This window comes from Peptoniphilus rhinitidis 1-13 (assembly GCF_000246925.1).
In the GTDB taxonomy this organism is placed as follows: Bacteria; Bacillota; Clostridia; order Tissierellales; family Peptoniphilaceae; genus Peptoniphilus_A; species Peptoniphilus_A lacydonensis.
The window spans coordinates 20,784-34,114 of the sequence record NZ_BAEW01000007.1; the positions used below are offsets into that span (position 1 = coordinate 20,784).

The 13,331-nt window shown below is 30.2% G+C and carries 12 protein-coding genes; 5 read left to right on the top strand and 7 right to left on the bottom strand.

Going from position 1 to position 13,331, the window contains the following annotated elements:
- Nucleotides 1-9: 9 nt before the first annotated feature.
- Together RH95_RS05560 and glsA are read right to left on the bottom strand one after the other, a co-directional pair.
- Nucleotides 10-1,476 carry an alanine/glycine:cation symporter family protein gene (locus RH95_RS05560; RefSeq protein WP_010245719.1) on the bottom strand — a complete coding sequence of 489 codons (1,467 nt, stop codon included), beginning with the start codon at nt 1,474-1,476 and terminating at the stop codon, nt 10-12.
- A gap of 9 nt (nt 1,477-1,485) precedes the next feature.
- A complete protein-coding gene (gene glsA, locus RH95_RS05565) occupies nt 1,486-2,415 on the bottom strand; it encodes a glutaminase A (RefSeq protein WP_010245722.1) in 930 nt (309 codons plus the stop codon).
- A gap of 144 nt (nt 2,416-2,559) precedes the next feature.
- Between glsA and RH95_RS05570 the strand changes: the two genes are divergently transcribed.
- Entirely contained in the window at nt 2,560-3,309 is a 750-nt protein-coding gene (locus RH95_RS05570) for a hypothetical protein (RefSeq protein ID WP_010245725.1), read from the top strand.
- 231 nt (nt 3,310-3,540) lie between these two features.
- Here the strand turns inward: RH95_RS05570 and ypfJ are convergent, their stop codons facing one another.
- Entirely contained in the window at nt 3,541-4,374 is an 834-nt protein-coding gene (gene ypfJ, locus RH95_RS05575; protein ID WP_010245729.1) for a KPN_02809 family neutral zinc metallopeptidase, read from the bottom strand.
- A gap of 127 nt (nt 4,375-4,501) precedes the next feature.
- Here ypfJ and RH95_RS05580 point away from each other — a divergent pair, with 127 nt between their 5' ends.
- The gene (locus RH95_RS05580; RefSeq protein ID WP_010245733.1) at nt 4,502-5,146 is read left to right on the top strand and encodes an aspartate/glutamate racemase family protein; all 645 of its coding nucleotides are present in this window, start codon (nt 4,502-4,504) and stop codon (nt 5,144-5,146) included.
- 367 nt (nt 5,147-5,513) lie between these two features.
- Here the strand turns inward: RH95_RS05580 and RH95_RS05585 are convergent, their stop codons facing one another.
- From RH95_RS05585 to RH95_RS05600, 4 genes are all read right to left on the bottom strand, one after another.
- On the bottom strand, nt 5,514-7,403 hold the full coding sequence (locus RH95_RS05585; protein ID WP_010245736.1) for an ABC-F family ATP-binding cassette domain-containing protein: 1,890 nt from the start codon (nt 7,401-7,403) through the stop codon (nt 5,514-5,516).
- Nucleotides 7,404-7,845: 442 nt separating this feature from the next.
- On the bottom strand, nt 7,846-8,595 hold the full coding sequence (locus tag RH95_RS05590) for an IclR family transcriptional regulator (RefSeq protein WP_010245738.1): 750 nt from the start codon (nt 8,593-8,595) through the stop codon (nt 7,846-7,848).
- Between the two features lie 609 nt (nt 8,596-9,204).
- Complete coding sequence (locus RH95_RS05595; protein WP_010245741.1) at nt 9,205-10,278, bottom strand: NAD(P)-dependent oxidoreductase; 1,074 nt, start codon at nt 10,276-10,278, stop codon at nt 9,205-9,207.
- Between the two features lie 8 nt (nt 10,279-10,286).
- On the bottom strand, nt 10,287-11,642 hold the full coding sequence (locus RH95_RS05600) for a sodium/glutamate symporter (protein ID WP_010245744.1): 1,356 nt from the start codon (nt 11,640-11,642) through the stop codon (nt 10,287-10,289).
- Between the two features lie 202 nt (nt 11,643-11,844).
- On the opposite strand from RH95_RS05600, the gene RH95_RS05605 reads away from it, so the two are divergent.
- From RH95_RS05605 to RH95_RS05615, 3 genes are all read left to right on the top strand, one after another.
- Nucleotides 11,845-12,234: a helix-turn-helix domain-containing protein gene (locus tag RH95_RS05605; RefSeq protein ID WP_010245747.1), complete on the top strand. Its 390-nt coding sequence runs from the start codon at nt 11,845-11,847 to the stop codon at nt 12,232-12,234.
- Between the two features lie 181 nt (nt 12,235-12,415).
- Nucleotides 12,416-12,691, top strand: a complete 276-nt coding sequence (locus tag RH95_RS05610) for an autorepressor SdpR family transcription factor (protein ID WP_010245749.1) — start codon at nt 12,416-12,418, stop codon at nt 12,689-12,691.
- Complete coding sequence (locus RH95_RS05615; RefSeq protein WP_010245752.1) at nt 12,681-13,322, top strand: SdpI family protein; 642 nt, start codon at nt 12,681-12,683, stop codon at nt 13,320-13,322. The genes RH95_RS05610 and RH95_RS05615 overlap by 11 nt, the downstream gene beginning before the upstream one ends.
- The last annotated feature ends 9 nt before the right edge of the window (nt 13,323-13,331 follow it).

Consider the following 13,331-nt stretch of genomic DNA (forward strand, 5'->3'; position numbering starts at 1 on the left):
GATTTGTTTTTATTTATCCCAAGCTGTTATTTCATCAATAAATAGTTCTAATTCTTTTACATCTCTTGGGTTGAATACTGGGTCTTTGCCGTCATTTCTTTGTTTAATATAATCATTGTAAACTCCAACGGAAATTTTTCCAAGGGAAATTAATACTATTAGGTTTATTACTGCCATGATACCCATGAATACATCTCCTACATTCCATACGATAGAGAAGTCGCCAAGGCATCCTAAGATAACTGCTATTAGAACTAATATTCTGTAAATTGTTAGTGAGTTTTTGCCAAGGTCAAGTTTTAAAATATTATTTTCTCCGTAGTAATAATTACCAATAATTGATGAGAATGCAAACATAAGTACGCAGAATGTTAAGAAATAATTTGCCCAATTTCCTACCTCATTAACTAGTGCTGCTTGTGTTATTTCTAGTCCCTTTAGGTCAGATGCATAGATGCCTTCGCCTGCTAGAATTACTACGAAAGCTGTTGCTGAACATACTAGAATTGTGTCAAGATATACTCCAAGTGCTTGGATAAGTCCTTGTTTTGCTGGGTGAGATACATCTGCTACTGCTGATGCGTTTGGAACAGCACCCATACCAGCTTCGTTAGAGAAAAGTCCACGTCTTATACCATTTAGTATTGCTGTTCCAAATAGTCCGCCAAAGCCTGCTTTAAGATTGAAAGCTCCGCCAAATATTACGCCAAACATATGTGGAACAAGTTTAATATTTTTGATTATTATAAATAAAACTACGCCCATATAAATGATTGCCATAACTGGAACAAGTAAACTTGTTACATCAGCAATTCTCTTTAGTCCACCAAAGATAATTATTCCTGCTAAGATAATTAGGAAAAGAGCAACTATTTTTTTGTCAAGATTAAAAGATGAATTAAATCCTGCTGCAATTGTGTTTGCTTGCATTGCGTTAAAGTTAATACCATATACTATTGCAATTACAACTGAAAATGTTGCTGCAAGTTTAGGCTTTTTAAGTGCTTTTTCCATATAAAAAGCAGGACCTCCTTTGAAAGTTCCATCAGGATTTTTTTCTTTAAAAACTTGTCCCAAAGTATTTTCTACAAAGGATGATGCTCCTCCTATTAGTGCTGTAATCCACATCCAGAATACTGCACCAGGGCCACCAATGGATACTGCTGCGGCAACTCCAACTATGTTACCTGTACCTATGTGAGATGCTGCAGAAATTGTAAATGCCTTGAAAGGTGAAATTGAATTTTCGTCTTTTGCAGGTGTTGCAATTAATTTTATTGCGTGATTGATATTTGATATTTGTCCACCTTTAATTTTAAATGTATAATAAAGTCCAATACCAAGTAGTAGTGGTATTAATAGATATGTATAGATGACATCACTAAGTAGACCTGTGGTCATGGAGAAAGCGTCGCTATACATTTTTTGTGCATTTAAGCTTCCTATTTCATGAATAGTTTCGATTATATTTATCATGTTTACTCCTTATAAAAAAATATTTAAATTTAAATCCTTTGATAAAATTTTCAAAAGATTTTTTCCTCTAACACTGTTGCCAGACTCATCTAGTCTTGGAGAATAAGTGCAAATTCCACATTTTCCAGGGACGATGCCAAGGATTGCTCCGCTGACACCACTCTTTGATGGGATTCCAACATTTAATAAGAATTCTCCACTTTCTTCATACATTCCGCATGAAGCCATTTGTGCTAAGACAATTTTTACAGTTTCTCTGGAGATCATTTCATCACCAGTTACAAGGTCAGCACCTCCATTTGCAAGGACTGCACCTAAGTGGGCGAGTTCAGTTGCATTTATACCAATAGAACAATTTCTTATATATAAGTCCAATACTTCTTCTGCATCTAGAGAAAATATTTTTTTACTTCTAAGGTAGTATGCAATGGATCTATTGACATCAGTTGTTTCCATTTCAGAGGAATAAATTTCTTCCAAAAATTTAATTTTTTCGCTGTCAGATAATTTTTTAACCATATTTAAGACTCTTTCAAATTTTTCATCAACGTCTTTACCAACTATTAGTGAAGCGGTTGTTATTGCACCAGCGTTAATTAGTGGATTTGAAGGTTTGTCATCAATTGGTATAAGTGAATTAAATTTGTATTTAGTAGGTTCTGTTCCGACTTTTTCGAAGACATCGTGAATAGTATTGTCATTAAGTGCCATTATTAGAGAAATAATTTTTGAAATGGATTGCATAGAAAATCTAGTGTCCACTTCTCCAAAATTATAGACATTTCCAGCTGTTGTAACGATACTTAGGGCAAAACCATCTGGGTCTACATTTGCAAGTTCTGGTATATAAGTTGCAAGTTCACCTTCACCACAAAATTTTTCACTTTTTTTAATAGACTGTTCAATCTTTTCGATTACTTTTTCTTTCTTTAAAAACATAATTCACCTCCTTAGCCGGAAACTTATTATAGCACAAAAATGAAATCGATTCCACAAAAATTTCATAAAAGTTACAAATCCTAACAAAGTTTTGAAATTTTTACTTATTATGGTAAAATAAAAAACGAAAAGGAGGGTGATCAAATGAGAGATTACAAGTATAGTTCAGTTATTTTATGGCTTCTTACTGGTGGAGTTTTATCAATTATTTTTAATGCAATAATGAAAAAAATGGGAGTTCATGCAGGAGATTATGAAATTTTTCCAACATTTATTTCTTGGATAATAAATTATATTATCTGTGCAGGACTAATTAAAAATAGAATGGGAAGTTATGGGGATTATTTTTCTAATATAAAGACTATTAATTTAAAAGTTTTTTTGATGAATATTTTTATTGGTTTAATAACTTTTGCAATTTATATGCTTTTTCTAGTTGTTACAGTGGGGGGAGTAAATAAAAGTATAAATGATGAAAATGTAACTAGGTATCTAGTTGGATTTATTCCTTTTATAGTAGTTTATACTATCATTTCTCTTATTTTTGCATATTCTAATTTTATTTTAGCAGATGAAAAATATAGAGATCTTGGATTTTTTGAAACTTTTTCTTTTATAACAAAAACTGGATTTGGTTTAATTGGAAAGACTTTTAAGACAATACTTAGTACTTTTAAAATTCCTCTTATTGTAATAATTGCCGCATCAATTATTGGTCTTGCAACGGCAAATAAAATGCCAATTACTTCAATAGGTTTATTTCCAATAATTATGATAGCAATAGTAGCTTGTTTTTTCATGGCACCAAATTATTTGGCAAAAATTTCAAATATTTATTTGGATAAGTTTGGGAGCATAAGATTAAATGAAAGTGTAGAAAATTCTGAAATTTGATTTTAATAAATAATTTTAACTACGGGTATTTGACTCGTAGTTTTTTTGAAAAGTTTTAAGTTTTGTAGAATTTTTATTAAAAATTAATGTCACTTATTGTCATAAATTCGTCTTTGTAATTTTAGTTTTTTTAAGAATAATAATTTTATTTGCCCTTTAAACTATAAAAGTTTGACAAATAAAGAGTATAAAAATAGAACTGTGAATTAGTCTTCCACAGTTCTATTAATTTTATAATTCTTTTGCACTGAAGGTATCCCAATTAGACAAGTCACCTGTTTCGTAACCTTTTTTAAACCAGCGAGTTCTCTGTGCACTAGTTCCATGGGTAAAAGATTCTGGCTTTACATGACCTTGTGATTTTTTTTGAATTGTATCATCTCCAATTGACCATGCGGCAGAAATTGCTTCATCGATGTCACCTGGGTCAAGATAGCCTTTGTCCTTTTGATATCTTGCAACTACACCTGCCAAGTAATCAGCTTGAAGTTCCAGTCGAACTGTAAGTGCGTTTTGTTCTTCTTCGGACAAATTTGCCATTTGTTCTTGGTACTTTTGCATGACTCCTGTTATAGTTTGGACATGATGACCAACTTCGTGACTTATTACATAGGATAAAATAAAGTCGCCTTCATCAGCACCAAAATCGTTTATTAGGGAATCGTAAAAAGAAAGATCCATATATACTGCTTCGTCACGAGAACAATAAAATGGCCCCATTCCAGCGTTGGCAATACCACAGCCACTTTTTACTTGATCTTTAAAAATATTTAATTTCGGTTCTCTATATTCAATTCCTTCTTTTCCCAAAATATCATGCCAAGCATCTTCTGTGTCTGCGAGAACTACCGCAGAATAATCATAAAGCTTTTGTTCCCTTTCTGAAAGTTCATAATTTTGTTTTGTGCTTTGCCCACCAGATCCAAGACCAGACCTTACAGCATCTCTTGGACTACCTGTTATTAAAAAAACTATTAGTGCTACTAAAAGACCTCCGCCGCCGAGAGCAACGCCACCCTTACTTCTTCCTACATTTGAACTTTTTCTTCGGCCCTGCCATTTCATAATATCTCCTCCTTTAAGATTTTTACCCAATTCTTTTTAAGGGGAACTATATTGGAATAATTTTTATTATTTACTATAATAAAAGTAAAGTGAAAAAAGTTTTAGATTTAAATTAAAGAGGTGAAAAATGAAAGTTGCAGTTTTCGCAGGAACTTATGGAGATACAAAAATGGGAGAAGAAATACTTGAGGAAGAAGGATTTGAAACTTTAAGTTACCCAATTTCCAAAAATCCAAAGGAGCAGTCACGACTTCAATATTATTCTAGAGAAGAACTCACAACAATTGTCAAAGAAAAAGTAGTTGATGCGAAAAAGAAGGGAGCAGAAAAAGTTTTTATCTACTGCAATTCTCTTTCTATTTCGATTGATGTAAAGAGTATAGAAAATTCACAGGATATAGAAATTATAACACCCATTGATTTTTATAAAAATTTAGATGATAGTTATAAAAATATTATAATTTTGGCGGCAAATTCTAAGTCTGCACATGAAATAGATAAAATAATTTCAGAAAAAAGATTTAGGGACACTATTTCTATTGGGATTTTACCTCTGGTAGAAGAAATAGAGAAGAAAGAAAATCCTGAAGAAATTGTGAAAAAACTTGGGCTAGAAAAACTTTTTCAATTTTTTAATTCAATTGAAGAAGTGCCAGATGCCATAATTTTAGCTTGCACACACTTTCCATACATGAAAAAAGAATTTGAAAAACTTACAGATATAAAAATTCTTGATCCTGCTGATGGAATGGTTGAAAGACTAAAGAGTTAACTTTACAAATTTGTAATTAAAAATTTTGGACAAAAAAAGCATCTAGAAATCTAGGTGTTTTTTTGTTTCTAAAATGCAAGAAATTGTTTTAAATATATAAAAAGATAAAATAATATAGTTTATTAAGCTCACAAATGTGGATGATTTTTTTAAAATTGTGGATAAGATTGTATATCTTCTGTAAAAATTTAGTGAAAAATTTGAAAATAGAGAGATTTCTTGTGTATAATGATAATTTTATCAAAATGTGTATGAAATGTGCACTATTTTTAAAGACAAATGTTTATATACCTGTGGATAATGTTAATAACTCTGGGGATAAAGTAGTCATCACAAAAAGATTGTGGAAGAAAATTTTATAACTTTTTTATTCTTCTTCTAATTCCATCCAAGATTCGTAAAGCTCATCGAGAGTATTTGCAAGGGTTTCACGTTTTTTGGATAAATTATTTGCTAAATTAAAATCGTTGTAAGTAGCACTATCTGCAAGCTTATTATCTATTGTGGATAATTTTTCTTCAAAATTTGCAATTTCACTTTCTAAATTTTCTCTTTCTTTCCTTAAAGCTTTATTTTTCCTTCGCTCTTCTCTCTCAAGTTTTTTCTCCTTGGCAATTTCTGTCTTAGATTTATAGTTTCCATCTTCTAATTCAACTTCAGTTGTCTTTTCAAGATAATAATCGTAATTGCCTAAGAAAACATTTATAGAATCATTTTTCATTTCAAAAATTTTGTCCACAGTTTTATTTAGGAAGTATCTGTCGTGAGAAATAGATAGAACAGTGCCCTCGTACTTTAAAAGGGCATCTTCTAGAATTTCCTTAGAGTCAATGTCCAAGTGATTTGTTGGTTCATCAAGTACTAGAAAATTTGCACCTTTTAACATAATTTTTAAAAGAGATAATCTTCCACGCTCTCCACCAGAAAGCTCGTCAATAGTTTTAAAAATATCATCCCCAACAAATAGAAATTCCGCCAAGTATTTTCTTATCTCAAAGTGTTCAAGTTTTGGAAATTCATCCCAGATCTCATCCATTACAGTTTTGTCTAAGTTGAGATTGTCCAGTTCTTGATAGAAAAAGGCAATGTCAACATTTGAGCCAATTTTAACTTTGCCAGAATTTGGAGAAATTTCACCTGCAATTATTTTAAATAAAGTTGATTTGCCCACACCATTTGGTCCAATTAAACCAATTTTGTCATTTTTATAGACAAAGGCATTTAAGTCATGAAAAATTAAGTTGTCGCCAAAGGATTTTGAAAGGTCTTTTATCTGCAAAACATCTTTTCCAGAAGTTTTATTGGTCTTAAAGGAGAGATTAGTTTTTTTATTAGAACTGGGCATTTCAATTCTTTGCATTTTGTCTAACATTTTTTTTCTGCTTTTTCCCTGTTTAATAAATCTGTCACGACCAAGGCTTAAGTATCTTTTAATGATTTCCTCTTGCCTTTTGATTTCCTTTTGTTGATCCTCGTATTGTCTTTTTAAAACTTCAAAGTCCTTTTTCCTCTGCTTCACATAATTATCGTAATTGCCAGAGTATGTTTTTGTAGCACCATTTTCAAGTAAGACGATTTTGGATACAATGTTGTTTAAAAAATATCTGTCGTGACTTATTACAATTATTGCCTTGTCGATGTCTTTTAAATATTTTTCAAGCCAAGAAATTGCATCAATATCCAAGTGATTTGTAGGTTCGTCAAGAAGCAACAAATCAGCATCCTCAAGAAGAAGCATTGCAAGAGCCACGCGAGACTTTTGACCACCAGATAGTGTTGCAATATCTTTTTCAAAATCATCTTCACTAAAGCCAAGACCAATTAAAGTACCCCTAATTTTGGAATGATAGGAGTAACCATCTCTTTTGTGAAATTCGTCTTGAAGATTTTGATATTTATTTAATTCTTCGTCTAAATTATCGGGGTTCTCTGCAAGAATATGTTCTTGCTTTCTCAGACTTTTCTCCAAATTAATTAAATCAGAAAAAATAGAAAGGCAATTTTCATAAATGCTGCCCTTTTGATGTAAATTCAACTGTTGTTCTAAGTATCCTATTTTTAAATCTTTTTTCCTAAAAATTTCTCCATCATCGCAGGACAAATTTTCTGTAATTATATTAAAAAGAGTGGACTTTCCGCTGCCGTTAATCCCAATAAGGCCAATTTTATCCCTTTCTTCAACTATTAAATTTGCATCTTTAATAGTATTTTCGTCAATGTAAGATTTTTTAATATTTGTTAAGCTAAGTATTGGCATAAAGACCTCCTAAATATATTTTAACAAATAATGAATCTCATTAAAAGATAAAGACATTGTTAAACATTGAAAAAGACCTGCACAGCAAGTCTTTTTTATAAATTTTCTATAAAATTTTTTCCCAAAGTATAAATTAAAGGTCTTTCCTTTATGACTTTTATAAGACCATCTTTTTCAAGTTCCTTTAGTTCTCTAATTTTTTTGTTTTATTATTCAAATTAAAAATAATGTTATCTTTATTTTTATTTTTGCAGTATAAAGTGTATAAACAATCCATAAATCCTCAAATAAAATCAAAAAAGCAGCAAATTTTAATTTTATTTTGAATTTTTTAATAAATAAAATCAGAAAAATATCAAAGTTTGATTTTATTTTTAAGCTTTTGGATTACAAAATCAAAAAATTTAGGAAAATAAAAAAGTTGCGTTTATTGACACAACTTTTAAATTTCAGAATAGCCTAAATTTTTTGAAAATTCAATGCCGCAGTTTTTCACTGCTTCTATATATTCTTTTTTACTTTCTTCTGTGACTCTTTCTCTTGGAATTACTACTCCAATTGCTCCCACTAAGTCATCCTTATAATTAAAAACAGGAGCACCAATTCCAATAGCTCCTTCAATATATTCAGAGTCAGAAACAGAAATTTTGGACTTTCTTATTTCCATTAAATCTTTTTTTAAAGTTTCCTTGTTCACAGAAGAATCCAAATAATCTGCAAGATTTTTTTTCAAATAATTTTCAATATATTCATCAGATTGAAAGGCAAGTATAGTTTTTCTAATTGCACCCTTATGTAAATCAATTTCAATACCAAAATTTTCGACTATTTTAAGAGAGTGTTTGCCCTCAGCTTTAGAAATCATAAGTCCTTTGTCGCCAGATTTTATGATAAAAAAAGAATCCTCTAGAGTTAAGTCAGATAATTTTTCTAAAATATTTCGCCCAACAGCTTGAGGATCTATTTTTGCAGAAGCTTTAATGCCAAGAGGAATAAGAGCAGGACCTAGGGAGTAAAGATGAGTCTTTTCGTCCTTAGACACGTAACGAACCTCTATTAAAGTTGACAAAATTCTGTGAGCAGTACTTGGTGGAATATCTAAAGATTCAGAAATCTCTGCAATAGTAAGCTCACGATTTTCATTTTTTAATATATCTAAAACATTGGTTGCCTTGACTAAACTTTGAATCATTTTTTCACCTTCCGATAAAATTATATCATATTATGGAAAGTATTTCACTAGAGGAAAATTAAAGGGAATTAGTTATATAAATTAAAAAAGTCGGATAATATTGTATCCGACTCAAAATTATATAAAGAAAGGGTAAAACGCGGTTTGATGTATTTCACAAGAATTAATTTATTTTTAGATTTATCTAAAATAATAAAGTCCCATCCAGTAAAAGTCGTATTGCAATAATTGGTAGTATTCAACTTCATATTAAATAAAAATAAAGTTTTAAAGTTATTTTGTGAAATATTATTTTCTAAATAGGATTGTAAATTTAGATGGGACATTATTAGCTCGAGATTTGAAGCTTTTTTTAATTTATACAATTTATTGTTTTCAAAAAAACTAAATGCAGTGTAAACTTTTTTGTCATTAATCTTATATTCATATAATTTTATTTCGTCTGAGTCGTTTAAACTGTGAAAAGTGTTCTTGTTTTCTAGTGTTAAAGAGTTAGGATTCTTTAAATTCAGAATTCTATAAATATAGTTCTTTTCTAGATATAAGTCTATTGAAAATAATAAAAAGTTTAGTAAAACAATTAAGAATATAAATAAAAGTGATTTATTTTTACTCCTCATAATATGGTAGTTGCTCTTTAAAGCCTTTTTTGTCATGGAGATACCAGTATTTTAAGTGTTCTATAGCTTCGTGAGCTTTGGATTTAGCAGCTAAATCAGAATTGAACCCTTGATGAGCTTGTACATAAAAATTTTCTTTTGATGAAATTGCACTGTTAATAATTTTTTTAGCAGCCAAAACATCAATATCATTGGATTTATTTTGGTTTTTCAAATCCTCTGTTAGTTCAGATTCATGACTAAATACATCTAATCCTAATCCCAAAATTTTCTTTTCGCTATATAGTTTTAAAAGAACACTTTCAGGGGCAATTTCTCCTCTAGTAACATTTATAAAAATGAAATTTTTTTTATTTTTTCTCAAATATTCTTCACTAAAATAATTTACATTGTAAAATTTAGAATTTTTTATTTTTGTTAAGTTCATGACATTTACTATGATGTCAGAGTTTAAAATTGCATCTTCTTTACTTATAAAATTAAAATTTTTGTATTTTTCTTGAGATTTTAATTCTTCGCTCCTAATATCTACAGCTTGAACATTAAATCCTACATCTTCGAAGTATTTGTATACCCTAGAGCCAATTTTGCCAACTCCATAGACCGTTACAGTTCGGTTCTCACTAATTTCCATAAAAGAATTAGTTTTATTTCTTTCAAAGGACTGAGTGTTTTTAACGTATTCATTTAATAAGCCGCAAGTACATAGTCCAAATTTTAGAGCAGTTTGAGCAACTGCATTAACACAATATTCCCTAAGTGAAGCGATGTTTAGATTATCTTGATATTCTTCAAGGTGATCATAACCTGCACTTCTTGTGATTACATTATTTTTAGTTTCACTATTTATATAATCAGAAGGTAAAATTGAGTGAGTCTTTGTAGTAATTATCTCAGGTAATTTAATATTATTTTCTGATAAATATTCCTGAATTGTCAGAGGAGTTATAAGTGATTTAAAATCTTTTGGCAAAATATTTTCTTTTATTAAATTATTTGTTTCTATTTCCAAATAGTCAGCTTCTTTTCCTAAAGCTTCAAAATGTATAATATCGTAATTCATAAAGCACCTCACTTATGTTGATTTCCTTGCATTTTTCCAGGTGTCCACCATTTAAATATAAGAGCAATAATTGTAAGTACAATAAATGCTGCCCACATTACGAGGGTCGTATACATTGGATATCTTCCACCAAAGCTTATAAATAGTGGGGGTAAAACTTGTAGAGCAATAGCTATTGGTCGATTTAATAAATCTGTAAGACCAGTGTCTTCTAATCCTCTAGATCTTTGATCTGGATCTACCACTCTATTTAACAAAACACCTGTAGCAACTACACCATTAGATCTACCAAAGTTTAATATTCCTCTTTCAAACCAATTTTTGGATGAAGCGTATTTACTTACACATAAAAACCAAAGTACATTTAACGCAAAACCGAATATAAAGGTAATGGCAAGTGGTGCTAAATTTGATTTAATAACGCCAAGATTTAATGAAGAAACAGCAGATACTACTAGTAAGTCTGTTGAAGATCCACTGATTCTTTGCATTGTAGGTCTATCAATATATTGATCTGTTTTTGTAGCTTTAAGAATTCCTTGTATGATATATCCAAAAACCAGTGCTAAAACGAAGACAGGAATAGAGAGCCAATCTATTTTGCTACTTATAAATTTTGAAAGGGTTCTACCTGCATAGGCAGTTATTAAAGCTATAGACAGATGAAAAACTAGAGAGTCTAGGGACATATTTGAAATAGTAAGTTTTCCAGAAAATTTTTGTTTTTCTTTTGGAATAATACCTCTTCGTATTTCATCAGGAAGTTCCTTAGGAGATTCAACAAAGTTTGTATACTTTTTTCTTGTTCCCCAATTAATTAAAATCATTCCAACAATGATGCCACCAACAAGTCCTACAGTGGCTGATGTATTAGCTAAATCCAAAAATTCTGGATAGCCCATTTCTTTATACATCGCACCTAGAGCAGATGCGGTACCATGTCCTCCATAGTATCCAGTAGCAAGTATAAGACCAAAAGAATCGTGAAGATCCCAAAATTTGTTTAATATACCTATAGATAAGGCCATACCAGCTGCATATTGAAGAATTAATATACCAGTATTTTGATAAAAGAATCCCCCAACGCCTTTTATATCTTCTTTGGAAAAAGAGTCATCTCCAATAGGAGTACAACCGAATACAATTGCTATAAGTACTCCTGAGTAAGCAGATAGTTGACTTGAAAACGGAAGTATGTTAAAACCACTAGGGCCAAGAGCAAGGCCTATAAATCCACCAATTAGTGAAGCTGGCATAAGTAAACTTTGAAATATTTTTACTTTTGCTCTTAAAAATTGACCTAGTAACATTAACATTCCTAAAATGGCAGTATCTTGTAATAAATCCCATAATGTAAATTCCATAAATTCACCTCATAAATGGAATTATCCGGATAATTGTATTTTTCTTTAATTAGATAAAGAATAGAATTCTATGAACCTATTATATGGTGACTAAACGGAACTTGTCAAGAGGTAAATCAAAATTATTCGTCTATTTGACACTTAGAATAAAATAATAAACTTATTGTGATATATTTTAAATATTCTTATATTGGGTGGTTTTATGACATTTGGAGATAATATTAAAAATTTAAGAGTAAAAAATAATATGACTCAAAAAGATTTAGCAGGAAAGTTAAATTTATCAAGACCAACTATTGGTAGATATGAATCTGACGAAAGATTTCCAGATAAAGAAACAATAATTGACCTTGCAGAATTATTTGATGTATCAATAGATGAGATGTTTGGGAGAAAAGAAAATAATAACAAAAATGTTTTTATGGAAAATGAGTGTTCCTTTGATTTTAATAGTATTTATGATGTACTCCGTCAAAAAGGAATAGATAATAAATATTTAAAAGATAAAGAGTTTGTTGAAGATCTTATTAACTTTGGGTATGAAGCGGCAAAGAAAATAAAATTAGCTAAAGAAAAAATAAAAATTAAATAATAAATTAAGAAATTTATTTTAAATTCCACAGTGACAGGCTGTGGAATTTTTTATTAGTATGACAAAATTATGTAAAAACTATTTTGAAAAATTTCAAAACAGGGTTGACTTTTAAAAATAATCTTATATAATAAAATTAAATATTTAGATAATTATCAAAATAGAAATGAGAAGGTTTAATATGTTTTCTGATACTTTTAAAGCCCTAGCAGACCCAGTCAGGCTTGAAATTTTAAATATGCTGAAGAAAAATGGGAGAATGAATGCGGGAGAGATTGCAGACAACTTTGACTTATCCAAGGCGACAATTTCCCACCACCTAAAAATTTTAAGAGAGCAGGACTTGATTTATGAAACAAAAGAAAAAAATTTTATTTATTATGAGCTTAACACTTCAGTATTCGAAGATATAATGACTTGGATTGTAAAATTTAGAGGAGAAGACAATGAAAAATAAATTTAGATTTAGGAAAAACAGCATAGTTTCAATAATTGCATCACTTGCGATTTTAATAATTTTTAATGCCCTCTTTTATAGCAAAATGCCAGCAGAACTTCCAACTCACTGGAACTTTCAAGGTCAAGCTGATGACTACGGCTCAAAATTTCACGCCATGGTAACGATTCAGGGATTTTTAGTCCTTATGAATTTATTTCTCTGCTTTATGCTTGACAATGATCCAAAAAATGAGAGGCAAAATAATTTTTTGATGACTTTAAGCAAGATGTCCTTGCCAATAATGATGATAGTAATTTATGTCATAACAATTTTAGCTGGCCTTGGTAGAGAGGTAAATACATCAGTTATAATTTCTATTTTAATGGGAATCCTATTTATAGCCATTGGAAATTATATGCCAAAGGTCAAGAGAAATTACACCATGGGCATAAAACTTCCTTGGACCTTAAATAGCGACGAAAATTGGAGGAGGACTCACAGGTTTGGCGGTCTTTGCTTTATATTTATGGGACTATGTTTTTTTGCTACGCCCTTTGTCAAAAGCGAATTAATAATAATTATACCTATTGCAATAGTTGTAGTTCTTCCAATGATTTACTCCTACTATCTTTACACTAAAGGAATCTAAAAGAAGCCA